Here is a 23,129-nt window from a genome sequence, read left to right as displayed (position 1 = left end):
ATTCCCTATGACACCGACGCACGCACTTCGCTGGCAGTTCTGGATCGACCGGGGCGGCACCTTCACCGACATCGTGGCCAAGCGGCCGGATGGCACCCTGGTCACGCACAAGCTGCTCTCGGAAAACCCCGAGCAGTACCGCGACGCGGCGGTGGCCGGCATCCGCCACCTGCTGGGGCTGAAAGCCGGCGAGCCGGTGACGCCCGAGCAGGTCGAGTGCGTGAAGATGGGCACCACGGTGGCGACGAACGCGCTGCTGGAACGCAAGGGCGAGCCCACGCTGCTGGTGACCACACGCGGTTTCCGCGATGCGCTGCGCATCGCGTACCAGAACCGGCCGCGCCTGTTCGACCGCCGCATCGTGCTGCCCGAGCTGCTGTACACCGAGGTGATCGAGGCGCAGGAGCGCATGGCCGCGCACGGCGAGGTGCTGCAGCCGCTGGACGAGGCGGCGTTGCGCGCCGACCTGCAGGCGGCCTTCGCGCGCGGCCTGCGCAGCGTGGCCATCGTGTTCATGCACGGCTACCGCTTCACCGCGCACGAGGCGGCGGCCGAGCGGCTGGCGCGCGAGGCGGGCTTCACGCAGGTGAGCAGCTCGCACGGCACCAGCCCGATGATGAAGTTCGTGAGCCGGGGCGACACCACGGTGGTCGATGCCTACCTCTCGCCCATCCTGCGCCGCTACGTGGAGCAGGTGGCCGCCGAGATGCCGGGCGTGAAGCTGTTCTTCATGCAGTCCTCGGGTGGCCTGACGGATGCCCACGCCTTCCAGGGCAAGGACGCCATCCTTTCGGGCCCGGCCGGTGGCATCGTGGGCATGGCGCGCACGGCGGGCCTGGCGGGCCACGGCAAGGTGATCGGCTTCGACATGGGCGGCACGTCCACCGACGTGTCGCACTACGCGGGCGAGTTCGAGCGCGAGTTCGAGACCCAGGTGGCGGGCGTGCGCATGCGCGCGCCCATGATGAGCATCCACACGGTGGCGGCGGGGGGGGGCTCCATCCTGGCGTTCGACGGTTCGCGCTTTCGCGTCGGCCCGCAGAGCGCGGGCGCCAACCCCGGCCCGGCGAGCTACCGGCGCGGCGGCCCGCTGGCGGTGACGGACGCCAACGTGATGACGGGCAAGATCCAGCCGGCGCACTTTCCCAAGGTGTTCGGCCCCCGCGCCGACGAGGCCTTGAGCCTGGACGCGGTGCAAACGAAGTTCGCCGAGCTGGCGGCGCGGACCGGGCGGCCCGCCGAGGAGGTGGCCGAGGGCTTCATCCACATCGCGGTGCAGCAGATGGCCAACGCGATCAAGAAGATTTCGGTGGCGCGCGGCTACGACGTGACGCGCTACACCCTGCAGTGCTTCGGTGGCGCGGGCGGGCAGCACGCTTGCCTGGTGGCGGATGCGCTGGGCATGACGCGCGTCTTCGTGCACCCGCTGGCGGGTGTGCTCAGCGCGTACGGCATGGGGCTGGCCGACCAGAACGTGATCCGCGAGCAGGCGGTGGAGCTGCCGCTGGCGGCGGCGTCGCTGCCCACGATCGCGGACACGCTCGAGGCCCTGGCGGCGGCCGCTCGCGCCGAGCTGCAGCGCCAGCAGGTGAACGCGGGCGAATCCACCGTGCACCGCCGCGTGCATGTGCGCTACGAGGGCAGCGACTCGGCCCTGGTCGTTCCCTACGGCGACATGGCCGAGATCGAGGCGGGTTTCGAAGCCGCCTACCGGCAGCGTTTTGCCTTTCTCATGCAGGGCAAGCGCCTCGTGGTGGAGGCGGTGTCGGTGGAGGCCGTGGTCGCGGGCGACGCGCCGCACGAGCCGCGCGTGGAAACGCACGAACCGCGCGAAGTGCCGCGGCGCGAGACGGTGCGCATGTACTCGGGGGGCCAGTGGCTGGACACCGCGCTGGTGGTGCGGGAGGACCTGCGCCCGGGCGACGTGATTCCCGGGCCTGCGATCATCGCGGAGAAGAACGCGACCACGGTGGTCGAACCGGGCTGGGAGGCGGTGCTCACGGCGCTGGACCACCTGGTGCTGGACCGCCGTGTGCCACGCACGGTGAGCTACGCCGTGGGCACCACGGTGGACCCGGTGCTGCTGGAGGTGTTCAACAACCTGTTCATGAACATCGCCGAGCAGATGGGGCTGCAGCTGCAGAACACCGCGTACTCGGTGAACATCAAGGAGCGGCTGGATTTCTCGTGCGCGCTGTTCGACGCGCAGGGCAACCTCATCGCCAACGCGCCGCACATGCCGGTGCACCTGGGTTCCATGGGCGAGAGCATCAAGACGGTGATCCGCGAGAACACCGGCAAGATGCAGCCGGGCGACGTGTACGTGCTCAACGACCCTTACCACGGTGGCACGCACCTGCCCGACGTGACGGTGATCACACCGGTCTACCTCGGCAGCCAGCCCACGTTCTACGTGGGGTCGCGCGGCCACCACGCCGACATCGGTGGCACCACGCCGGGCTCCATGCCGCCGTTCTCCACGCGCATCGAGGAAGAGGGCGTGCAGATCAACAACGTGAAGCTGGTGGACCGGGGGGTGCTGCGCGAGGCCGAGATGGTGGCCCTGCTGCAGAGTGGTGAATACCCTTCGCGCAACCCGCAGCAGAACATGGCCGACCTCAAGGCGCAGATCGCCGCCAACGAAAAAGGCGTGCAGGAGCTGCGCAAGATGGTCGAGCAGTTCGGCCTGGACGTGGTGCAGGCCTACATGCGCCATGTGCAGGACAACGCGGAGGAGTCGGTGCGCCGTGTGATCACGCGCCTGAAGGACGGCCAGTACACCCTGCCGCTGGACAACGGCGCGCAGATCCAGGTGAGCGTGCGGGTGAACGCGGCCGAGCGCAGCGCCGAGATCGACTTCACCGGCACCTCGCCGCAGCAGCTCAACAACTTCAACGCGCCCACGGCGGTGTGCATGGCGGCGGTGCTGTACGTGTTCCGCTCGCTGGTGGACGACGACATCCCGCTCAACGCGGGCTGCCTCAAGCCGCTCAAGGTCGTCATCCCGCCCGGCTCCATGCTCAACCCCAACCCGCCGGCCTCGGTGGTGGCGGGCAATGTGGAGACCTCCAGTTGCATCACCAACGCGCTGTACGGCGCGCTGGGCGTGATGGCGGCCAGCCAGTGCACGATGAACAACTTCACCTTCGGCAACGCGGCGCACCAGTACTACGAGACGATTTCGGGTGGCAGCGGCGCGGGCGACGGCTTTGATGGCACGAGCGTGGTGCAGACCCACATGACCAACTCGCGCCTGACCGACCCCGAGGTGCTGGAGTTCCGTTTCCCGGTGCGGCTGGAGAGTTACGAGATCCGGGCCGGCTCAGGTGGGGCCGGGCGCTGGCACGGCGGCGACGGGGGCGTGCGGCGCGTGCGTTTCCTGGAGCCCATGACGGCGAGCATCCTCTCCAACGGCCGCGTGCACCCGGCCTTCGGCATGGACGGCGGCGAGCCCGGACAACTCGGCATCAACCGCGTGGTCCGGGCTGATGGCCGCACCGAGGACCTGGCCCACATCGGGCAGGCCGAGATGCAGGCGGGCGATGTCTTCGAGATCCACACGCCCGGTGGCGGTGGGTACGGGAAGGCGTAACGAGCGCCAGCCCGCGATCCAGGGACACCGCGGGTCCGGCTTTGCCGGCCCCAGGTGTCGCCCCCTGGGGGGTGACGCGCCGCAGGCGCGGCGCGGGGGAGCGCCGTCTACAACTCTTCGACTCGGCGGGCCGGGTAGCTATCCCAGGCCTGGCAGCCCGGGCACTGCCAGAAATGCTGGCGCGCCTCGAAGCCGCAGGCCGCGCAGCGGTAACGGCGCAGCGGCGCGCTGGCGTGTTCCAGCGCCTTCTGCACGCTGGCCTTCGCGGTGGGGCTGGAGAGCGTCTCGCCCGCCATCCACTGGGTGGTGATGACCAGCGAGGGTTCGCGCTCCAGGTGGCTGAGGTAGTGGCCGCGCACCGCCTCGGTGCCGCTGCTCAGGCTGGCCAGGGCTTCCGTGACGTCGATCGCCGGTGCGCGCTCGTGGCTGGCCTGCAGCAACTTCATGGCCTCGGCCTCGCGGCCGGTTTGCCGGGCCAGATCGGCCAGGGCACGGGCCGCCAGCGGCAGGCTTTGTGGTGCGTGCTGGTTCATGCGCACCAGGGCGTCGAACGCGCCCGAGGCGTCGCCGGTGTGCGCCTTCAGGGCCGACAGCGCCATCCAGCCGCGCGCCAGCTGCGGGGCGCGTTGCACGGCCTCGTTCAGCAGTTGCTGGGCCTTGGCGCCGTCGCCCCCGCGCTGGGCGAGGTCGGCCTCTTCGCACAGGTAGTGCGCCAGCCGCGTGGCGAAACTGCCTTGTTCGGCGTCTTCGAGGCGCTGGGCGATCCGCTTGGCCTGGGGCCAGTCGCGCGAGCGTTCGTAGATGCCCAGCAGCGCCAGCAAGGCCTCGCCTTCGAAGGCCGAGCCTTCGAGCTTGTGCAGGGCCGCTTCGGCGCGGTCCAGCAGGCCGGCCTTGAGGAAGTCGAGCGCCAGCGCGTGCTGGGCGCGGTCGCGGTCCTTGCGGTCGATGTCGGCGCGCGAGAGCAGGTGCTCATGCACGCGCACGGCGCGGTCGTAGTCGCCGCGGCGGCGGAAGAGGTTGCCCAGGGCGAAGTGCAGTTCGGCGGTGTCGGGGTCGCCCTGCACCGCTTCGATGAAGGCGTCGATGGCCTGGTCCTGCTGTTCGTTGAGCAGGTGGTTGAGGCCGCGAAAGTAGGCCTTGGGCGCCTGGCGGCCTTCCATGCGCCACTGGCGCAGGTCGAAGCGCGACGCGGCCCAGCCCAGCGCGAACGCCAGCGGCAGGCCCCAGAGCAGCCAGGTGAAATCAAAGTCCATGCCGGCGGTCGATCGGGTCGGGAGGGAGCAGGGTGGTGTCGCCGTCAAAGGCGGTGCTGTGCAGCGCCGAGGCCGACGCGTGCTGGCGGCGGGTGCGCCGGGCGCGCAGCCACAGCGGCAGCATCACGGCCACGCCGAGGAACACCCCGATCACCAGCGCCACCAGGATCACCAGCACCAGGGGGGCTTGCCAGCTCGCACCGAAGAACAGGTGCAGCGTCACGCTGTCCTGGTTGTTGAGTGCGAAGGCGAACAGCACAAAAAAAATGGCTGCATTGAGCAGCCACATCAGGTATTTCACGTCGTCCCCTTTGTGGTGGGGCGATTGTAGCGAGCAGCCCTGTCTCAGGCCCGCTTCTGGGTTTCGCGGCCCAGAATCTCGGCGGTCTTCTTGTCCACCTCTTCGCGCAGGGCCTTGCCCGGCTTGAAGTGCGGCACCCGTTTCTCGGGAATCATCACGCTCTCACCGGAGCGCGGGTTGCGCCCGATGCGAGGTGAACGCCGGTTGACGGAGAAGCTGCCAAAACCCCGGATCTCGATGCGATGGCCCTTCACCAAGGCTTCGCCCATGGCGTCCAGGATCGCCTTGACGGCGAACTCGGCATCGCGGTGGGTGAGCTGGCCGAAACGGCTGGCCAGAGCTTCAACGAGGTCGCTTCGGGTCATGTCGAATGGAGTGGGGGCGTTGAGGGGACAGCGCCGGGCAAGTGGCCGCCCTTGCGGGCGGGTGGCTCACCCGGCGCCGAACCGGTTTCGCTTCAGTTCTGGTTGTTGTCCAGCTTGGCGCGCAGCAGGGCGCCCAGGCTGGTCGTGCCGGCGTTTTCGCGGGAAGACTGCTGGCTCAGGTTGGCCATGGCTTCCTGCTGGTCGGCGGCGTCCTTGGCCTTGATCGACAGCTGGATGTTGCGGGTCTTGCGATCCACGTTCACCACCACGGCGTTGACTTCGTCGCCTTCCTTGAGCACGTTGCGCGCATCTTCCACGCGGTCACGGCTGATTTCGCTGGCGCGCAGGTAACCCAGCACGTCTTCGCCCAGATCGATCTCGGCACCCTTGGCATCCACGGTCTTGACCTTGCCGGTCACGATGGAGCCCTTGTCGTTCACCGACACGAAGGTGGTGAATGGGTCGCCGTCGAGCTGCTTGATGCCCAGGGAGATGCGCTCGCGCTCCACGTCGATGGCCAGCACGATCGCTTCGACTTCCTGGCCCTTCTTGTAGTTGCGCACGGCGGCTTCGCCGGGCTCGTTCCAGGACAGGTCGGACAGGTGCACCAGGCCGTCGATGCCGGCGGCCAGGCCGACGAACACGCCGAAGTCGGTGATCGACTTGATCGGGCCCTTGACGCGGTCACCGCGCTTGGTCTGCTCGGCGAATTCGTGCCAGGGGTTGGCGCGGCACTGCTTCATGCCCAGCGAGATGCGGCGCTTGTCTTCGTCGATGTCGAGCACCATGACTTCGACTTCGTCGCCCAGCGACACCAGCTTGGACGGGGCCACGTTCTTGTTGGTCCAATCCATTTCGGAGACGTGCACCAGGCCTTCGATGCCAGGCTCGAGTTCCACGAACGCGCCGTAGTCGGCGATGTTGGTGATCTTGCCGAACATGCGGGTGCCTTGCGGGTAGCGGCGCGAAACGCCCATCCACGGGTCGTCGCCCATCTGCTTGAGGCCCAGCGAGACGCGGTGCTTCTCGGTGTCGAACTTGAGGATCTTGGCGGTGATTTCCTGACCGGCCGTGACCACTTCGCTCGGGTGGCGCACGCGGCGCCATGCCATGTCGGTGATGTGCAGCAGGCCGTCGATGCCGCCGAGGTCCACGAACGCACCGTATTCGGTGATGTTCTTGACCACGCCGTGCACGATGGCGCCTTCCTTCAGGGTGTCCATCAGCTTGGCGCGCTCTTCGCCCATGGAGGCTTCCACCACGGCGCGGCGGCTCAGCACCACGTTGTTGCGCTTGCGGTCGAGCTTGATGACCTTGAATTCCAGGGTCTTGTTTTCGTACGGGGTCAGGTCCTTGGTCGGACGGCTGTCGACCAGCGAGCCCGGCAGGAAGGCGCTGATGCCGTTGACCATGACCTTGAGGCCGCCCTTGACCTTGCTGGAGGTCGTGCCGGTGACGAATTCGCCGGATTCGAGCGCTTTTTCCAGCGACATCCAGGAAGCCAGGCGCTTGGCCTTGTCGCGCGAGAGCAGGGTGTCGCCGAAGCCGTTTTCCACGGAGTCGATGGCGACGGAGACGAAGTCACCGACCTGCACTTCGAGTTCGCCCTGGTCGTTCTTGAATTCGGCCAGAGGCACGTAGGCTTCCGACTTCAGGCCAGCGTTGACCACCACGTGGTTGTGCTCGATGCGCACGACCTCGGCGGTGATGACTTCGCCCGAGCGCATTTCAGCGCGTTTCAGGGACTCTTCAAACAGGGCGGCAAAAGATTCAGACATTGAATTTCCTAAACCACTCAGCGTCGGTGCAACAACCACGGGGAATGCGGCTGGAACGGATGCGACGTGTGGGCGGCGTTGACGTTGCGGTGCGTGACACCGCGGGGTTAAGTGAAAAGAACCTTCGGGCCTGCGGGCAGGGAACGCCCGGCTGTGCCGTCAGGGCCATCAAGAAGCGCGCTCAGTTGCCCGAGAACGCCGTTTTGCCTTGCCACCAGTTCAACACCTGCTGCACCGATTGCTCAATGTCCATGCCGGAGTTGTCCAGTTCCAAGGCGTCTTCGGCGGGCTTGAGAGGGGCGTGTGTGCGGGAGGTGTCCCTCAGGTCACGCGCTTTCAGGTCTGCCAAAAGACTGTCGATGTTAGCAGCAATTCCCTTTGAAATCAACTGCTTATGGCGCCGTGCGGCGCGCTGCTCGGCGCTGGCGGTGAGGAACACCTTCAGCGGGGCGTCCGGGAAGATCACCGTGCCCATGTCGCGGCCGTCGGCCACCAGGCCGGGCAGCTGGCGAAAGGCGTGCTGCAGGCCCAGCAGGGCCTCCCGCACGGCGGGCACGGACGAGACCCGGGAAGCCGCCATGCCGGCGGTTTCGCTGCGCAGGTCGTCGGTCACGTCCTGGCCCTCGAACAGGGTGCGCAGGCCTTCGAAGCGCACCTGCAGGCCGGCGGCGAGCTCGCCCAGGCGGCGCGCGTGCCCGGGGTCCTTCAGGTCGGGTTCGGCGGTGGACAGGCCGGCTCTTTCAGCCGCCAGCCCGACCAGGCGGTACAACACCCCCGAATCCAGCAGGTGGTACCCGAGCTGTTCGGCCACCTCGGCCGAGAGGGTGCCTTTGCCGGAGGCGGTGGGGCCATCCACGCAGATCACGGGGATGTGCTCCCTGGGCGTGGTGCAGACCTGGAACAGGGTCTCGAAGTAGTCCGGGAAGGTCTTGGCGACGCACTTGGGGTCTTCGATGCGCACCGGCAGCTTCGCCGGGTTGAACGCGGCGAGCGAAAAACACATGGCGACGCGGTGGTCGTCGTAGGTGTGGATCGACGCCGCACGCCAGTCTTGCGGGCGGGCGGGCGGCGTGATGCGGATGAAATCCTCGCCTTCCTCCACCGTCGCGCCGAGCTTGCGGCATTCCTTGGCCATGGCGGCGATGCGATCGGTTTCCTTGACGCGCCAGCTGGCGATGTTGCGCAGCGTGGTGGTGCCGTCGGCGTACAGGGCCATGGCCGCCAGCGTCATGGCGGCATCGGGGATGTGGTTGCAGTCCAGGTCGACGGCCTTGAGCGGCCAGGCCCCGCGCTGGATGTGCAGGCGGTTGGCTTCGCCCGAGACCTTGGCGCCCATGAGGCGGGCGGCTTCGACGAAGCGGATGTCGCCCTGGATGGACGACAGGCCGACGCCTTCGATGGTGATGCCGTCGGTGCCCGGCGTGGCGGGCGCGAGGGCGCCCAGGGCGATGAAATAGCTGGCGGACGAGGCATCGCCTTCAACCGCGATGCGGCCGGGCGACTGGTAGCGGCTGCCGGCGGGGATGGTGAAGCGCTGCCAGCCGTCGCGCCGCACGGCCACGCCGAAGCGCTCCAGCAGGTTGAGCGTGATCTCGATGTAAGGCCGCGAGATGAGTTCACCCACCACGTCGATGACGATGTCGCGCTCCTGCGCCACCAGGGGCAGGGCGAGCAGCAGGGCGGTGAGGAATTGGCTGGACACGTCGCCACGCACGCGGATGGGCTGGTCCAGCCGCAGGGCGTGGGTCTGACCATCGCCGAGTTTCAATGGGGGATAGCCTTCGTTGGCGAGGCAGGCCACGGGGCAGCCGAGCTGGCGCAGCGCATCGACCAGGTCGCCGATGGGGCGCTCGTGCATGCGCGGGACGCCGCTGAGTTCGAAGGTGCCGCCATGGCGGGTGGCCAGCAGGGCCAGCGAGGCGGTGAGGGGCCGCATCGCGGTGCCGGCGTTGCCCAGGAACAATTTGGCCTGGGGCACCGGCAGGGCGCCGCCCAGGCCATGCACGCGCAGGGCGCCGTCGGGTTGCGGTTCGATGCGGCAGCCCAGTTCGGCCAAGGCCTTGAGCATCACCTGCGTGTCGTCGGAGTCGAGCAGGTCGGCGATGTCGGTGTGGCCCACGCTGAGCGCGGCGAGCAGCAGCACGCGGTTGGAAATGCTCTTGGAGCCGGGCAGGCGCACAGTGCCGCCGGCGCTCGCCAGCGGCGGGATGTCGAGGTGGGAAATGGCAAACATGCGCGAAGGTGAGGAAGCGTCGCCCGGGGCGCCGCTCAGCTGCGGGGCTTGACGGCGGTCATGCGCCAGCGCGCGCGCGCGCTGCTGGCCTGTTCGATCAAGGCTTCGAGGGCGTCGGGGTTGCCGGCATTGATGGCGGTCTCCAGGGCGTGGAGCGCGCGCTGGAAATGGCGCGACTGCGCCAGCAGCTCTTCGCGGTTGGACATGAGCACGTCGCGCCACATCGCCGGGTCGCTGGCCGCGATGCGGCTGAAGTCGCGAAAGCCCGGGCCGGCCAGCGAGAGGAAATCCGGCCCATCGGACTGGCCCTGGATGGCGTTCATCAGGGCGAACGCCACCATGTGCGGGAGGTGGCTGACGGCGGCATAGGCCGCATCGTGCGCTTCCGGCGACATCTGCTTGACGTGGCAACCGAGCGCGGTCCAGAGCTGGCTGGCCTTCTCGAGCTGGGCGGTCAGCGTGCGTTCGATCGGGGTGAGGATGACCTGGCGGCCGTGGTACAGGTCCGCGTCGGCGTGCTCGACGCCGGCGACTTCCTTGCCAGCGATCGGGTGCGCGGGAACGAAGACACCGACCTGGTCCTTCAGCACACGGCGTGCGGCGTCGATCACCTCGCGCTTGGTCGAGCCCACGTCCATGATCAGCACGTTGCCGCGCACCAGGTGGCGGATGGCCTTGAAGGTGGCTTCGGTGGCCGAGACCGGCACCGCGAGCAGCACGAGATCGGCGCCCGAGACCGCCAGCAGCGCCGACGGGGCCTCGACGTCGATCACGCCCAGCTGGCGCGCGCGCTCGGTGGTGGAGGGCGACTTGCTGTAGCCCACGACGCGCTTGACCAGCCCGGCGCGCTTGAGCGCCAGCGCGAAGGAGCCGCCCATCATGCCGCAGCCGATCAGTCCCAGTTGTTCAAACATCATTCGCTCACCGGGTATGCGCCCAGCACCTTGTAGAAGGCGCAGAGACCTTTGAGTTCCTCCAGCGCGGCGGCCACGTGCGGCTGCGACGGGTGGCCCGCGATGTCGATGTAGAAGTAGTACTCCCACTGGCCCGACTTGGCCGGGCGCGACTCGAAGCGCGTCATGGACACGCCGTTGTTCTTCAGCGGCACCAGCAGGTCGTGCACGGCACCGGGGCGGTTGGGTACCGACACCACCAGGCTGGTGCAATCGCGTCCCGAGGCGGGCGGCATGGCCAGGGTCTGCGGCAGCGAGATCACGGCAAAGCGCGTGCGGTTGTAGGCCTCGTCCTGAATGGCGTGCGCCACGATGTGCAGCCCGAACTGGGCGGCGGCGCGTTCGCTGGCCAAGCCGGCCCAGGCCGGGTTCTCGGCCGCCAGCCGCGCGCCTTCGGCGTTGCTGGAGACCGCGCGGCGTTCGGCGTTCGGCAGGTGTTGCGTGAGCCAGTTCTGGCACTGGGCCAGGGCCTGCGGGTGGGCCATGACGACTTCGATGCCATCCAGGTGATTGACCTGGCGCAGCAGGTTGTGGCGGATCAGCAGGCTGACTTCGCCCACCACGTGCACGGGCGAGCGCAGGAACAGGTCCAGCGAACGCGCCACCACCCCTTCGGTGGAGTTCTCCATGCCCACGACGCCGAACTGCGCCGTGCCGGCCGCGGTGGCGTGGAACACCTCGTCGAAGTTGGCGCAGTAGATCAGGTTGGCCGCGCCGCCGAAGAATTCGATCGCCGCCTGTTCGCAGAAGGTGCCTTGCGGACCGAGCACGGCCACGCGCTGCGGCGCCTCCAGCGCCAGGCAGGCGGACATGATCTCGCGCCAGATCGAGGCCACGTGCTGGTTCAGCAACGGCCCCTGGTTGGCGCCCTGGATCTTCTCGATGACTTGCGCGACGCGGTCCGGCCGGAAAAAGGGCGAGCCCTCCGCGCGCTTGATGTCGCCGACCTGTTCGGCCACGCGAGCGCGTTGGTTGAGCAGGGCCAGCAGCTGCTGGTCCAGCGCGTCGATCTGCACGCGCAGGGTGCCCAGGGCTTCGGACTGTGAGGGAAGGGTCATCGGTTCAGGCCTGTGTTTGTTCGAATTGGCGCATGTAGGCCACCAGGGCGCGCACGCCCTCGATCGGCATGGCGTTGTAGATGCTGGCGCGCATGCCGCCCACGGATTTGTGGCCCTTGAGCTGCAGCAGACCGGCCGCCTTGGCGCCTGCGAGGAAGGCCTCGTTGCGCGACTCGTCGCGCAGGAAGAAGGGCACGTTCATGCGGGAACGGCAGTCCTTGGCGACCTTGTTGCTGTAGAAGGTCGACTGATCGATGAAGCCGTACAGCAACTCGGCCTTGGCGATGTTGCGCGCCTCCATGGCCGCCACGCCGCTCAGGTTGCCTTCGGTCTGGCGCTTGAGCCATTGGAAGGTGAGGCCGGCCATGTAGATGGCGAAGGTCGGCGGCGTGTTGTACATGGAGTGGTTGTCGGCCACGGTCTTGTAGTCGAACGCGCTGGGGCAGGTTTTCAGGGCGTGGCCCAGCAGGTCTTCGCGGACCACCACGAGCGTGAGGCCGGCCGGTCCCAGGTTCTTCTGGGCGCCGCCGAAGGCCAGGCCCACGCGCGACCAGTCCACCGGCCGCGAGGCCACGTGGGAAGAGAAATCGATGGCCAGCGGCACATCGGATCCGAGTGCCTTCAGGTCGGGCAACTCGTGCACTTCCACGCCGTTGATGGTCTCGTTGCTGCACAGGTGCACGTAGCGCGCGCTGCGGTCGAGTTGCCAGGTCGCCGGCGCGGGCAGGGTGGTGTGGTGGTCGGCTTCGTTGCTGGCGGCCACGCGCGCGTCGCAGTAGCGGCGCGCTTCCTTCAGCGACTTCTGGCTCCAGCTGCCGGTGACCACGAAGTTCACCGTTTGCCCGCGCGACAGGTTCAGCGGCACGATGGCGTTTTCGGCCAGACCACCGCCCTGCATGAAGAGGATGCGGAAGTGCTCCGGCACGGCGAGCAGCTCGCGCAGGTCGGCTTCGGCGGCCTTGAGGATGGCGCCGAACTCCTGCCCGCGGTGGCTCATTTCCATCACGCTCATGCCGCTGCCGTGCCAGTCGAGCATTTCGGCCGCGGCCTGCTGCAGCACCTCGGCGGGCATGGCCGCCGGGCCGGCGGAGAAGTTGTAGGGCCGCGCCATCACGGCTCGGTGCCCGCGTCGTCGGCTGCGCCCGCTCCGTTCGTGTCGTCGCCCAGCTCCGGCACGTTGGCGTCGTTCTCCACGATGCGCTGCAGGCCCGAGAGTTCGGAGCCCTCGTCCAGCGCAATCAGCGTCACCCCTTGCGTGGCGCGACCCATTTCGCGGATCTCGGACACGCGGGTGCGCACCAGCACGCCCTTGTCGGTGATGAGCATGATCTCGTCGTCGTTGTGCACCAGCGTGGCCGCCACGACCTTGCCGTTGCGCTCGCTCTGTTGAATCGCGATCATGCCTTTGGTGCCACGGCCATGGCGGGTGTACTCGGCGATCGGCGTGCGCTTGCCATAGCCGTTGATGGTGGCAGTCAGCACGCTCTGCTCTTCGTCCTCGGCCACCAGCATGGCGATCACGCTCTGCGTGTCTTCGATCAGCATGCCGCGCACGCCGCGCGCGTTGCGGCCCATCGGGCGCACGTCGTTCTCGTCGAAACGCACGGCCTTGCCGCCGTCGCTGAACAGCATCACGTCGTGCTGCCCGTCGGTCAGGGCCGCGCCGATGAGGAAGTCGCCCTCGTCGAGGTCCACGGCGATGATGCCGGCCTTGCGCGGGTTGCTGAACTCATCGAGCGCCGTCTTCTTGACCGTGCCCATGGAGGTGGCCATGAACACATAGCGGTCGGACGGGAAGCTGCGCATCTCGCCGGTCAGCGGCAGCACCACGTTGATCTTCTCGCCTTCCTGCAGCGGGAACATGTTGACGATCGGGCGGCCGCGCGAACCGCGCGAACCGGCCGGCACTTCCCACACCTTGAGCCAGTACAGCCGGCCACGGTTGGAGAAGCACAGGATGTAGTCGTGCGTGTTGGCGATGAAGAGCTGGTCGATCCAGTCGTCTTCCTTGGTGGCGGTGGCCTGCTTGCCGCGGCCGCCGCGCTTTTGCGAGCGGTATTCCGACAGCGGCTGGCTCTTGATGTAGCCGCTGTGGCTGAGCGTGACCACCATGTCGGTTGGCGTGATCAGGTCTTCGGTGGCGAGGTCTTGCGCGTTGTGCTCGATCTCGCTGCGGCGCGCCCCCAGCTTGGTCTGGCCGAACTCCTGCTTCACGATGATCAGCTCTTCGCCGATGATGGTCGAGACCCGCTCGGGCTTGGCCAGGATGTCCAGCAGGTCGTCGATCTCGCCCATGACCTCCTTGTACTCGGCCACGATCTTGTCCTGCTCCAGGCCGGTCAGGCGCTGCAGGCGCATCTGCAGGATTTCCTGGGTCTGGGTCTCGGACAGCCGGTACAGGCCGTCTCCACCCATGCCGAACTCACGTTCCAGGCCGTCGGGCCGGTAGTCGTCGGCGTTGATCACGCCGCCATCGGCGCGCGTGCGGGTGAGCATCTCGCGCACCAGCTGGCTGTCCCAGGGGCGCGCCATGAGTTCGGCCTTGGCCACGGGCGGCGTGGGCGACTCGCGGATGATGCGGATGAACTCGTCGATGTTGGCCAGGGCCACGGCGAGGCCTTCGAGCACATGGCCGCGCTCGCGCGCCTTGCGCAGGTTGAACACCGTGCGGCGGGTCACGACCTCGCGGCGGTGCTCCAGGAAGACCTGGACCAGGTCCTTCAGGTTGCACAGGCGTGGCTGGCCATCGACCAGGGCCACCATGTTGATGCCGAAGGTGTCCTGCAGTTGCGTCTGCTTGTACAGGTTGTTGAGCACCACTTCCGGCACTTCGCCGCGCTTGAGTTCGATCACCAGGCGCATGCCCGATTTGTCCGACTCGTCCTGGATGTGGCTGATCCCCTCGATCTTCTTTTCGTGCACCAGTTCGGCAATGCGCTCCTGCAGCGTCTTCTTGTTGACCTGGTAGGGCAGCTCGTCCACGATGATGGCCTGGCGCTGACCACGGTCGATGTCCTCGAAATGGCACTTGGCGCGCATCACCACGCGGCCCCGGCCCGTGCGATAGCCGTCCTTGACCCCGTTGATGCCGTAAATGATGCCGGCCGTGGGGAAATCGGGCGCGGGAATGATCTCCATCAATTCGTCGATGGAGGCCTCGGGGCTCTTGAGCAGGTGCAGGCAGGCGTCCACCACCTCGTTGAGGTTGTGCGGCGGGATGTTGGTGGCCATGCCGACCGCGATGCCGGCCGAGCCGTTGACGAGCAGGTTGGGCAGGCGCGACGGGAGCACCAGCGGCTCTTTTTCCGAACCGTCGTAGTTGGGACCGAAGTTGACGGTCTCCTTGTCGATGTCCGCCAGCATTTCATGGGCGATTTTCGACAGGCGGATTTCCGTGTAGCGCATGGCAGCCGCGTTGTCGCCGTCGACGGAGCCGAAGTTGCCCTGGCCGTCCACGAGCATGTGCCGCAGCGAGAAGTCCTGCGCCATGCGCACGATGGTGTCGTACACCGCGCTGTCGCCGTGCGGGTGGTACTTACCGATCACGTCGCCCACGATACGGGCCGATTTCTTGTAAGGGCGGTTCCAGTCGTTGTTGAGCTCGTGCATCGCGAAAAGCACGCGCCGGTGCACCGGTTTGAGACCATCCCGCGCGTCGGGCAGGGCACGCCCCACGATCACGCTCATGGCGTAATCGAGGTAGCTGCGCCTCATTTCCTCTTCAAGACTGATGGGCAGGGTCTCTTTGGCGAACTGTGTCATGAGCGAGGGAATAGGTGCGTAGATGGACCGGAGGGCAACCTGTGATTTTAGACGGCGCGTTCTCCTACAACTTCTTGGGTCGTTTGTTGTACATCCACAACGAATGACGTGACCTGCTGTATCCGGCGACAACGCCGCATTGGCCGGCGGGCCGGGCATTCCGTGCTTGTGGCACAATAAATTCCAGCGTTTTTAGTGGTGGTCACTTGAAGCGTCGTTCTTGTCACGCAGTCTGTCTGCGGCTTATATAGAGGAAAACCATGAAAAAACTTAACAAAGTGGCAATGCTGTTGGCAACCGCCGCCATGGCAACGGCCGCCGGCGCCCAAACCATCGACAACTGGCGCAATGGCACCAGCGAACTGGTTTGGAAAAACGGCACCAATGAACTCTGCTGGCGCGATGCCAACTGGACGCCCGCCACCGCCGCACAAGGTTGCGACGGCGCGATCGTTCCTGCCGCTGCTCCGGCTCCCGCACCGGCTCCCGCTCCGGCTCCTGCCGCAGCCCCTGCACCCGCACCGGCTCCCGCACCCGCACCGGCTCCCGTGGCGTCCAAGGTGACCTACGCTGCTGACGCCTTCTTCGACTTCGACAAGGCTGTGCTCAAGCCCGAAGGCAAGGCCAAGCTGGACGATCTGGCTGGCAAGGTGTCCGGCATTGCTCTGGAAGTCGTGATCGCTGTGGGTCACACCGACTCCACCGGCGCTGCTGGCTACAACCAGAAGCTGTCCAACCGCCGCGCTGAAGCCGTCAAGGCCTATCTGGTGAGCAAGGGCATCGAAAGCAACCGCATCTACACCGAAGGCAAGGGCCTGACCCAGCCGGTGGCCGACAACGCCACCCGCGAAGGCCGCGCCAAGAACCGCCGCGTGGAAGTCGAAGTGGTCGGCACCCGCAAGAACTGATTCCCTTCAGTTCCGGTCCAAAAACCGCGCTTCGGCGCGGTTTTTTTATTGTGCTGGCGATAATCAACGCATGAATCCGAACGTCAATGCCGATCCGGCCGAGCTGGCCAAATTCTCCGATCTCGCCCATCGCTGGTGGGATCCCGACAGCGAGTTCCGTCCCCTGCATCAGATCAATCCGCTTCGCCTGGGGTGGATCGATGGATTGGCGGGATTGGCGGGCAAACGGGTGCTGGACATTGGCTGCGGCGGAGGCATCCTGTCCGATTCCATGGCGCGCAAAGGTGCCGACGTGACGGGCATCGACCTGTCCGTCAAGGCGCTGCGGGTGGCGCAGTTGCACGCGCTGGAGGCGGGCACCGCCAACGTCAGCTACAAGGAGATCAGCGCGGAGGCCATGGCGCTGGAGCAACCTGGCGAGTTCGATGTGGTGACCTGCATGGAGATGCTGGAGCACGTGCCCGACCCCGCGTCGGTGGTGCGCGCCTGCTCCACCCTGGTGAAACCCGGAGGCTGGGTGTTTTTCTCGACCCTCAACCGCAACGCCAAGGCCTTCCTGTTCGCGGTGCTCGGGGCGGAGTACCTGCTGCAGCTGTTGCCCAAGGGAACGCACGAGTACGCGAAATTCATCCGCCCCAGCGAGCTGGCGAGCTATTGCCGGGCCGTGGGTCTGGAACTCGATCAGACCCGGGGCATGGAATACAACCCCTTGACGCAACGCTATTGGCTCAGCGCCGACACCAGCGTCAACTACCTGTTCGCCACACGCAAACCATGACTGTTTTTCGAGGGGTGCACGCCGTCCTGTTCGACCTGGACGGCACGTTGATCGACAGCGCATCGGATCTTGGGTCGTCTGCCGATGGCATGCGGGTGAGCCGGGGCATGGCCTCGCTGCCGCTGGAGCAATACCGGCCTCATGCGGGCTCCGGGGCACGGGGCATGCTGCATGTGGCGTTCGGCATCACGCCCGAGCACGCGGACTACCCTGCGTTGAAGGAAGAGTTCTTTGGTGCGTACGAAGTCTGCATGACCCAACGCACGGCGCCGTTCGACGGCGTGGCCGATCTGCTGGCCCGCCTCGTGGACGGTGGGCTTCGTTGGGGCGTGGTCACCAACAAGTCGCAGCGGTTCACGAATCCTCTTTCGCGGGCCATGGCGCTCTTCGAGACCGCTTCTGTCGTGATCAGCGGCGATACCACGCCCCATGCCAAACCGCATCCCGAGCCCTTGCTGGAGGCGGCGCGCCGGTTGCAGCTGCTGCCGAGCCAGTGCATCTACGTGGGCGATGACGAGCGCGACATCCGGGCGGGCAAGGCGGCGGGCATGCCGACGGTGGCTGCTCGGTACGGTTACCTCGGCTATGGTGCCGACGTGGCCAGCTGGGGTGCGGACGCGGAGGTTTCTTCGCCCCTGCAGCTCTTGAAATTGCTGGAACTGCCTTAAACTCTGTCTTCCTGGGGCTGCACTGGTTTCGACGTGGGTTCGGACGCGCAGCAGGGCATGTCGAGGTTCTGTCACCTCGTTAATCCGCAGAAAAAAACCAACTGCAAACGACGAACGTTTCGCACTCGCCGCTTAAACACCGGTGAGCCTCGCAACAGCAGGCCGATGGGCTGGGCAAGGGGGTCGCAAGACCTCCCGGCTGCGAGGTAATTCACATTGGCTGGCTCTGCGTCGGGCACCTTGGCGCAGGGTGAGATTCAAGGATGCTGGCTTCCCGTTTAGCGTGCCACTGCGCGACTCGGGCGGCGAGACCCAAAACAGACGGCTACACATGTAGAACTGCTCGAAGAAGGCTTGCGGACGGGGGTTCGAATCCCCCCAGCTCCACCACCTATTGAAAAGCCCGCCCGGCGCCGTGCCGGGCGGGCTTTTTTTCGGCCCTGCGAAGCGAGCGGCCTTCAGGCGTCCGGCGAAGAGCGCTCGCGCAGCCGTCGCTTGCGTTCCCAGCGTGTCTTGAGAATCCACAGCCCGCTGATGAGGACGTAGACCGTGAGCCCGCTCAAGGTGGCAATGATGGCCAGACCCACGGCCAGCGGCTTGCCGGCTGTCCTCAGGTGCTCGACACCTCGGGCGAGGCGCTGCGACCAGGTTGGCCGCGCTCCCTCGGCCTTCTCCTCTTCAGCCCGCACCCTCTCAAGCGCGGCCATCGCCTCGCTCTCCGTCACGCGAGGTTCGCCCAACACCACCTTGCCGAGGCGGTAGGCGCCGTAGTAGACCGGCCCGAAGGTCACCGGATTCGTCACGAAGGTGCTGGCCACCGCCATCGGCAGGTTCGCCCTGAGGAGCACGGCCGCGGCGGCCGACAGGGGCATTTGCGCGATCGGGACGAGCAGGCCGAAGAAGATGCCCACGGCCACGCCCATGGCGATGCCTTTGCGACTGAAGTGCCACAACCTGGGCTGGTGCAACACCGGCCCCATCCAGCGCAGCCAGCGGTGGTGGCGCAGTCCGTCCTGTGTGCTGAGCCAGGTCTTGATCCGTTGCTTCATGGGCAAAAGTGAGGGTGCCCACGGAGGGCGGCCTGCCATTCTGGTGTGTCGTGGTCTGAGTCGGGCGAGCGGCGACAATTCCCGCACCATGATGCAATTGCAGGACATTCTTTTTTCCCAGGGCTTCGGCACCCGCCGCATCTGCAGCGGCCTGGTGCAGCAAGGGCTGGTGTCGGTGGGTGAAGACAGCTCTCCGTGTACCGATCCCTCAGCTCTCTTCGAGGAGGAGGGGCTGGTGTTTCGCGTGCAGGGTGAGGTCTGGCACTACCACGCACGCGCCTACCTGCTGCTGCACAAGCCCGCGGGCTACGAGTGTTCGCAGAAGCCCAGCACCTACCCCAGCGTCTACACCCTGTTGCCTGGGCCCTTGCGCCAGCGCGGGGGCGGGGCTGCCGCGGGCGTGCAGGCGGTCGGTCGGCTGGACCAGGACACCACGGGCTTGCTGCTGCTGTCCGACGATGGCAAGTTCATCCACCGGCTGACGTCGCCGCGCCACCACGTGCCCAAGGTGTACGAGGCCCAGGTCAAGCATCCACTGGATGCGCGGCAGATCGGCCGCTTGCTGGCAGGGGTGGTGCTGGACGACGATCCCCAGCCGGTGAAGGCCGAGGCGTGTGAAGCCGTCAGCGAGCTTCACCTGCGGCTGACCTTGACGGAGGGCAAATACCACCAGGTCAAGCGCATGGTGGCGGCCGTCGGCAACCGGGTGGAAGGCCTGCACCGGTCATCCATCGGCGCTCTGGTGCTGTCGCCCGAGCTCAAGGCGGGTCAGTGGCGGTGGCTCACCGCGGCGGAGGTGCTGGCGCTCACGCAGAAGGCCCCCGGTGCGGCGAGCGCCTAGCAGGCGGCGCGCCAGGCTTAGAGCAGATCGCCCTTGCGGCTGTCCAGCGGCATGAGGAAGGAGTTTTCCTGCCACTGCGAGTTGAAGTCGCTGCGCGGGTCGCCGGTGGTGCTGTTGGGCCAGTTCGACAGCGGGCTGAAATCGCTGTTGCGGTTGCTTCGCTGGCGCGTGAGCGCGGTGCGCAGGTTGGCCTGCGCGGCGATGATGGCGCGCTCTTCCATTTCGCGCTCGCGCATGGAGTGGTTGAGCGAGGACTCGCCCAGGAACTCGGCCCGGATTTCGGCAACCGTGGGCAGGCTGTTGGAGCGCACGACCCAATAAGGCAGGCCGCACTGGGTCAGCAGGGAGTGTTTGAGCGTGCGGGTGCTGCGCGGCAAGCCAGCGCTGCCCGGTACGTCCAGGCAACCCAGCACGCGCCCATCCGAGCGGCAGACGGTGAAGGTGCAATACACGCCGCCGAGCAGCTTGTACCAGTCCATGCCTTGCTCCTTGTCGCGCGGCAAGGTGAAGCGCGTGACCGGCAGCTTGATCATGACGTGGTGGTCGTAGAAGGCGCGCGCCAGCCAGTGCCAGACGCGGGCTTCTTCACTGTTGGCCAGCGCGCGGGTGCTCAGCGGCCAATGCTTGGGAATGCGCCGCCGTTCCCGCGCCTGCTTGTCGACCCAGACGCGGTGCAGGAATGCCCCCAGGGCCAGCAGAGCGGGCGCGAGCACGGCAAGCAGCCATGGGTTGTTCCAAGTATTCATGTGTGGCGGAGGGGTGGCGTCTATTTGTATCAAAGTGTAGAGGTTTGCCGGACCTTCGGCGGGGCTTTGTGGCCTTGTGTGTACGCGTTTCGTGTGAATTTCTTGGGGTTTTGAGGTCGTTTGATGCAAATGGCGGTATGGCGCGCCAGGCCGGCGGCGCCCGCGTCCGGCCAACGTTCCATTGTGCCCAACTGCGCGTCGGGCGTGCATCCCCCAGGCGGGGAAATCAGCCCAAGCGGGCCAGAAAATCCGCCACGGCGCGGGTCAAGGCCTCAGGCTGATCGCGGTGGGGGCTGTGGCCGCAATCGGGCAGCTCGATGCGTTGCGCATGCGGCGCCGCCAGCGCGATCTCGTCCAGCTGGGCCAGGGTGCCGTACTCATCGCCCAGGCCTTGCGCCAGCAGCAAGGGGGCGGTGATGGCCTGGCATTCGGCGCGGATGTCGAACTGGCGGAAGGCCGGACTGAGCCAGACGTCGTTCCACTGCCAGAAGGCGTTGTCCACGTCGGCGTGGTAGCGCGAGAGGCGCTGGCGAAGCCCGTCGGGATCGCCTTCGTACAAGGTCTTGGCTTGGGCGATGGCGTTCAGCGCGATGTCTTCGATAAACACGTGGGGCGCCATGGCCACGCAGGCCGCGACCGGGTGCCGGCTGGCGTGCAGCAGGGCGATGGTGGCGCCATCCGAATGGCCTACGAGCACGGGCTCGGGCACGCCCAGGGCTTGCAGCAGCGCAGGCAGAACCTGCCAGGCTTCGTGGTGCATGTAGTCGGGCTCGTGGCGGCCGATGTGCCAGGACCCCTGCCACCGGGGTTGGCCGCGCACGTCGGCCACGGGGTCGGACTGGCCATAGCCTCGGCGCGAGTACAGCCAGCCCGCGCGGCCTGTGGCGGCGCAAAGCTCGGCGGGCCAGTGCCGGCCGCGCTGCTGCCACATGGCCACGCTGCCCAGGCCTTCATGCAGGAAGACCAGGGGGGCACGTTCCGCCGGCCCCGGAATGTGAGCCACTTCCAGGCCAATGCCCGCGATGTCGATGTGTTTCATGGGGCTCGATCCTAGCGTCGCAGTGATCGGCGCGAGGGCCGCCCGCGGGGTGGCCTGACATGGATTGGATGTATTCTTGCCGGCATGTCCTTGCTGTTCGATTCCTTCTGGCGCGCCATCGCCTATTGCATGCATCCGCGGGTGATCGCACTGTCGTTTCTCCCGCTGATCCTGATGGTGGTGCTGTCGTTCGGCCTGGGTTACTTCTTCTGGGAAAACGCCGTGGCCTCGGTGGCGGCGTGGCTGGAGGCGTTTGACCTCATCCAGATGTTCCTCGGTTGGCTGGAGCGCCTGGGCCTGGGCTCGCTGCGCACCGTGTTCGCGCCGCTGCTGGTGCTGGTGCTGGCCACCCCCGTCATCGTGCTGTTGTGCCTGTTGCTGGTGGCGATGTTCATGACGCCCGCCATGGTGGAGCTGGTTGGCCAGCGCCGCTTTCCCAGCCTGGAGCGCAAGCACGGTGGGTCTCTGCTGGTGAGCGTGTTGTGGTCGCTCGGCTCCACGCTGCTCGCGGTGCTGGCCTTGATCGTGTCCATGCCGCTGTGGCTGGTGCCACCCCTGGTGCTCATTCTTCCGCCGCTGATCTGGGGCTGGCTCACCTACCGGGTGTTCGCGTTCGACGCGCTGGCCACGCACGCCAGCGGCGACGAGCGCAAGGCCATCCTGCGCGAGCACCGCGGCAGCCTGCTCGTCATGGGCGTGCTCAGCGGCTACCTGGGCGCCGCGCCCAGCCTGCTGTGGGCTTCGGGTGCGATGTTCATTGCACTGGCCCCCTTGCTGGTGCCTGTGGCGATCTGGATCTACACCCTGGTGTTCGCATTCGCCTCGCTCTGGTTCGCCCATTTCTGCCTGACCGTGCTGCAGCGCCAGCGCGCGCAGGCCACGGTGGAGGTGCGGGACGCCGAACCCAGCCCACCGGCCCCATTGACCTTGCCTGCCCAGGAACCAGGGTCCTCATTCAACCAGCCACCCACCCTTTCATGACACCCACCTTCGGCCTGATCATCGTTGGTGACGAGATCCTTTCCGGCAAGCGCAGCGACAAACACCTTCCCAAGATCATCGAGTTGCTGGCGCAGCGCGGCCTGACCCTGTCCTGGGCCAAGCTGGTCGGCGACGATCGCGACCGCATCACCGCCACGCTGAGCGACGCGTTCGCGGGCAGCGACGCCGTGTTCTGCTGCGGCGGCATTGGCGCCACGCCCGACGACCACACGCGCCAGTGCGCCGCCGCCGCGCTGGGCGTGGACCTGGCCCTGCACCCGCAGGCCAAGGAACTGATCGAGTCCCGCATGCGAGACACGGCCGCCGAGCGTGGCGAGGTCTTCGATCCCGAGCGGCCGGACAACGTGCACCGCTACAACATGGGCGTGTTTCCCGTGGGCGCTCGCCTCATCCTCAACCCGTACAACAAGATCCCCGGTTTCAGCTGCGACGGGGCGGGGGGCGGCAGCGTGCATTTCGTGCCCGGCTTCCCCGTCATGGCCTGGCCCATGATCGAAGGCGTGCTCGATACCGAGTACGCGCAATGGCATCGCCAGGGCGCCTGGCAGGAGCGTTCGGTGATCGTGTTCGGCGCCATGGAGGCCACCCTGACCCCGCTCATGGAGCAGATCGAGCAGGCCCATGCCGTGAAGGTCTTCAGCCTGCCCAGCGTGGACCACCCTGAGTACGGCCGGCACATCGAACTGGGGGTGAAGGGCGCCCCCGAGGCGGTGGCGCCGGCCTACGCCCAGCTGCTCGCGGGCCTGCATCGGCACGACGCGAAGCTGGGCCCTGAAATGGTGCGAAATTGAGTTGCACCAAAT

19 protein-coding genes and 1 other RNA gene are annotated in these 23,129 nt (G+C 66.9%); 8 read left to right on the top strand and 12 right to left on the bottom strand.

From position 1 onward, the window contains the following. Positions 1-7: 7 nt before the first annotated feature. Positions 8-3,592 carry a hydantoinase B/oxoprolinase family protein gene (locus tag AC3WPZ_RS10575; protein WP_492439459.1) on the top strand — a complete coding sequence of 1,195 codons (3,585 nt, stop codon included), beginning with the start codon at positions 8-10 and terminating at the stop codon, positions 3,590-3,592. A 107-nt stretch (positions 3,593-3,699) separates the two neighbouring features. Here AC3WPZ_RS10575 and lapB read toward each other — a convergent pair whose 3' ends face one another. The 9 genes from lapB to gyrA all read right to left on the bottom strand — a co-directional run bounded on the left by lapB (position 3,700) and on the right by gyrA (position 15,295). Then, positions 3,700-4,845 carry a lipopolysaccharide assembly protein LapB gene (gene lapB / locus AC3WPZ_RS10570; protein WP_382323921.1) on the bottom strand — a complete coding sequence of 382 codons (1,146 nt, stop codon included), beginning with the start codon at positions 4,843-4,845 and terminating at the stop codon, positions 3,700-3,702. Then, positions 4,835-5,146 carry a LapA family protein gene (locus AC3WPZ_RS10565; protein ID WP_291114841.1) on the bottom strand — a complete coding sequence of 104 codons (312 nt, stop codon included), beginning with the start codon at positions 5,144-5,146 and terminating at the stop codon, positions 4,835-4,837. The genes lapB and AC3WPZ_RS10565 overlap by 11 nt, the downstream gene beginning before the upstream one ends. Before the next feature lie 44 nt (positions 5,147-5,190). Next, on the bottom strand, positions 5,191-5,511 hold the full coding sequence (locus AC3WPZ_RS10560; RefSeq protein WP_291114839.1) for an integration host factor subunit beta: 321 nt from the start codon (positions 5,509-5,511) through the stop codon (positions 5,191-5,193). Positions 5,512-5,603: 92 nt separating this feature from the next. Further along, complete coding sequence (gene rpsA, locus AC3WPZ_RS10555) at positions 5,604-7,289, bottom strand: 30S ribosomal protein S1 (RefSeq protein ID WP_291114836.1); 1,686 nt, start codon at positions 7,287-7,289, stop codon at positions 5,604-5,606. Between the two features lie 181 nt (positions 7,290-7,470). Next, positions 7,471-9,522 carry a bifunctional 3-phosphoshikimate 1-carboxyvinyltransferase/cytidylate kinase gene (locus AC3WPZ_RS10550; protein ID WP_492439457.1) on the bottom strand — a complete coding sequence of 684 codons (2,052 nt, stop codon included), beginning with the start codon at positions 9,520-9,522 and terminating at the stop codon, positions 7,471-7,473. 35 nt (positions 9,523-9,557) lie between these two features. Further along, positions 9,558-10,436, bottom strand: a complete 879-nt coding sequence (locus tag AC3WPZ_RS10545; RefSeq protein WP_291114849.1) for a prephenate dehydrogenase — start codon at positions 10,434-10,436, stop codon at positions 9,558-9,560. Next, positions 10,436-11,533: a prephenate dehydratase gene (gene pheA / locus AC3WPZ_RS10540; protein ID WP_291114832.1), complete on the bottom strand. Its 1,098-nt coding sequence runs from the start codon at positions 11,531-11,533 to the stop codon at positions 10,436-10,438. Before pheA ends, AC3WPZ_RS10545 begins: the two co-directional genes overlap by 1 nt. Positions 11,534-11,537: 4 nt before the next feature. Beyond that, positions 11,538-12,644, bottom strand: a complete 1,107-nt coding sequence (gene serC / locus AC3WPZ_RS10535; protein WP_444688697.1) for a 3-phosphoserine/phosphohydroxythreonine transaminase — start codon at positions 12,642-12,644, stop codon at positions 11,538-11,540. Continuing rightward, positions 12,644-15,295 carry a DNA gyrase subunit A gene (gyrA, locus tag AC3WPZ_RS10530; RefSeq protein WP_382159099.1) on the bottom strand — a complete coding sequence of 884 codons (2,652 nt, stop codon included), beginning with the start codon at positions 15,293-15,295 and terminating at the stop codon, positions 12,644-12,646. The genes serC and gyrA overlap by 1 nt, the downstream gene beginning before the upstream one ends. 260 nt (positions 15,296-15,555) lie before the next feature. On the opposite strand from gyrA, the gene ompA reads away from it, so the two are divergent. The 4 genes from ompA to ssrA all read left to right on the top strand — a co-directional run bounded on the left by ompA (position 15,556) and on the right by ssrA (position 18,039). Then, a complete protein-coding gene (gene ompA, locus AC3WPZ_RS10525) occupies positions 15,556-16,203 on the top strand; it encodes an outer membrane protein OmpA (protein WP_291114826.1) in 648 nt (215 codons plus the stop codon). Between the two features lie 70 nt (positions 16,204-16,273). After that, a complete protein-coding gene (ubiG, locus tag AC3WPZ_RS10520) occupies positions 16,274-16,981 on the top strand; it encodes a bifunctional 2-polyprenyl-6-hydroxyphenol methylase/3-demethylubiquinol 3-O-methyltransferase UbiG (RefSeq protein ID WP_382323924.1) in 708 nt (235 codons plus the stop codon). After that, positions 16,978-17,649: an HAD-IA family hydrolase gene (locus AC3WPZ_RS10515; RefSeq protein ID WP_382323925.1), complete on the top strand. Its 672-nt coding sequence runs from the start codon at positions 16,978-16,980 to the stop codon at positions 17,647-17,649. The genes ubiG and AC3WPZ_RS10515 overlap by 4 nt, the downstream gene beginning before the upstream one ends. A 13-nt stretch (positions 17,650-17,662) precedes the next feature. Next, positions 17,663-18,039: a transfer-messenger RNA gene (gene ssrA, locus AC3WPZ_RS10510) on the top strand. Between the two features lie 68 nt (positions 18,040-18,107). On the opposite strand, the gene AC3WPZ_RS10505 is transcribed toward ssrA, so the two are convergent. After that, positions 18,108-18,698 (bottom strand): DUF2062 domain-containing protein, encoded by a 591-nt coding sequence (locus tag AC3WPZ_RS10505; RefSeq protein WP_492439455.1) that lies wholly within the window; start codon positions 18,696-18,698, stop codon positions 18,108-18,110. 91 nt (positions 18,699-18,789) lie between these two features. Here AC3WPZ_RS10505 and AC3WPZ_RS10500 point away from each other — a divergent pair, with 91 nt between their 5' ends. Further along, positions 18,790-19,539 carry a pseudouridine synthase gene (locus AC3WPZ_RS10500; protein ID WP_382325555.1) on the top strand — a complete coding sequence of 250 codons (750 nt, stop codon included), beginning with the start codon at positions 18,790-18,792 and terminating at the stop codon, positions 19,537-19,539. A 17-nt stretch (positions 19,540-19,556) separates the two neighbouring features. On the opposite strand, the gene AC3WPZ_RS10495 is transcribed toward AC3WPZ_RS10500, so the two are convergent. Both AC3WPZ_RS10495 and AC3WPZ_RS10490 read right to left on the bottom strand, forming a co-directional pair. Continuing rightward, positions 19,557-20,285, bottom strand: a complete 729-nt coding sequence (locus AC3WPZ_RS10495; protein ID WP_291114818.1) for a hypothetical protein — start codon at positions 20,283-20,285, stop codon at positions 19,557-19,559. Positions 20,286-20,511: 226 nt separating this feature from the next. Further along, positions 20,512-21,324, bottom strand: a complete 813-nt coding sequence (locus AC3WPZ_RS10490) for an alpha/beta fold hydrolase (protein WP_492439453.1) — start codon at positions 21,322-21,324, stop codon at positions 20,512-20,514. 84 nt (positions 21,325-21,408) lie between these two features. On the opposite strand from AC3WPZ_RS10490, the gene AC3WPZ_RS10485 reads away from it, so the two are divergent. Together AC3WPZ_RS10485 and AC3WPZ_RS10480 are read left to right on the top strand one after the other, a co-directional pair. Beyond that, a complete protein-coding gene (locus AC3WPZ_RS10485) occupies positions 21,409-22,305 on the top strand; it encodes an EI24 domain-containing protein (RefSeq protein WP_492439451.1) in 897 nt (298 codons plus the stop codon). Then, on the top strand, positions 22,302-23,117 hold the full coding sequence (locus AC3WPZ_RS10480; RefSeq protein WP_492439449.1) for a competence/damage-inducible protein A: 816 nt from the start codon (positions 22,302-22,304) through the stop codon (positions 23,115-23,117). Before AC3WPZ_RS10485 ends, AC3WPZ_RS10480 begins: the two co-directional genes overlap by 4 nt. The last annotated feature ends 12 nt before the right edge of the window (positions 23,118-23,129 follow it).

This window comes from Hydrogenophaga sp. FW305-3-2-15-A-LB1 (assembly GCF_058787875.1).
The sequence above is the reverse complement of the archived record's forward strand: the minus strand, read 5'-3'. Positions and strand labels throughout refer to the sequence as shown.

Bases quoted from the DNA above. Each gene is read 5' to 3' on its own strand.
- AC3WPZ_RS10575 (WP_492439459.1), top strand. From the start codon at position 8: ATGACACCGACGCACGCACTTCGCTGGCAGTTCTGGATCGACCGGGGC.
- lapB (WP_382323921.1), bottom strand. From the start codon at position 4,845: ATGGACTTTGATTTCACCTGGCTGCTCTGGGGCCTGCCGCTGGCGTTC.
- AC3WPZ_RS10560 (WP_291114839.1), bottom strand. From the start codon at position 5,511: ATGACCCGAAGCGACCTCGTTGAAGCTCTGGCCAGCCGTTTCGGCCAG.
- rpsA (WP_291114836.1), bottom strand. From the start codon at position 7,289: ATGTCTGAATCTTTTGCCGCCCTGTTTGAAGAGTCCCTGAAACGCGCT.
- AC3WPZ_RS10550 (WP_492439457.1), bottom strand. From the start codon at position 9,522: ATGTTTGCCATTTCCCACCTCGACATCCCGCCGCTGGCGAGCGCCGGC.
- AC3WPZ_RS10545 (WP_291114849.1), bottom strand. From the start codon at position 10,436: ATGTTTGAACAACTGGGACTGATCGGCTGCGGCATGATGGGCGGCTCC.
- pheA (WP_291114832.1), bottom strand. From the start codon at position 11,533: ATGACCCTTCCCTCACAGTCCGAAGCCCTGGGCACCCTGCGCGTGCAG.
- serC (WP_444688697.1), bottom strand. From the start codon at position 12,644: ATGGCGCGGCCCTACAACTTCTCCGCCGGCCCGGCGGCCATGCCCGCC.
- gyrA (WP_382159099.1), bottom strand. From the start codon at position 15,295: ATGACACAGTTCGCCAAAGAGACCCTGCCCATCAGTCTTGAAGAGGAA.
- ompA (WP_291114826.1), top strand. From the start codon at position 15,556: ATGAAAAAACTTAACAAAGTGGCAATGCTGTTGGCAACCGCCGCCATG.
- ubiG (WP_382323924.1), top strand. From the start codon at position 16,274: ATGAATCCGAACGTCAATGCCGATCCGGCCGAGCTGGCCAAATTCTCC.
- AC3WPZ_RS10515 (WP_382323925.1), top strand. From the start codon at position 16,978: ATGACTGTTTTTCGAGGGGTGCACGCCGTCCTGTTCGACCTGGACGGC.
- AC3WPZ_RS10505 (WP_492439455.1), bottom strand. From the start codon at position 18,698: ATGAAGCAACGGATCAAGACCTGGCTCAGCACACAGGACGGACTGCGC.
- AC3WPZ_RS10500 (WP_382325555.1), top strand. From the start codon at position 18,790: ATGCAATTGCAGGACATTCTTTTTTCCCAGGGCTTCGGCACCCGCCGC.
- AC3WPZ_RS10495 (WP_291114818.1), bottom strand. From the start codon at position 20,285: ATGAATACTTGGAACAACCCATGGCTGCTTGCCGTGCTCGCGCCCGCT.
- AC3WPZ_RS10490 (WP_492439453.1), bottom strand. From the start codon at position 21,324: ATGAAACACATCGACATCGCGGGCATTGGCCTGGAAGTGGCTCACATT.
- AC3WPZ_RS10485 (WP_492439451.1), top strand. From the start codon at position 21,409: ATGTCCTTGCTGTTCGATTCCTTCTGGCGCGCCATCGCCTATTGCATG.
- AC3WPZ_RS10480 (WP_492439449.1), top strand. From the start codon at position 22,302: ATGACACCCACCTTCGGCCTGATCATCGTTGGTGACGAGATCCTTTCC.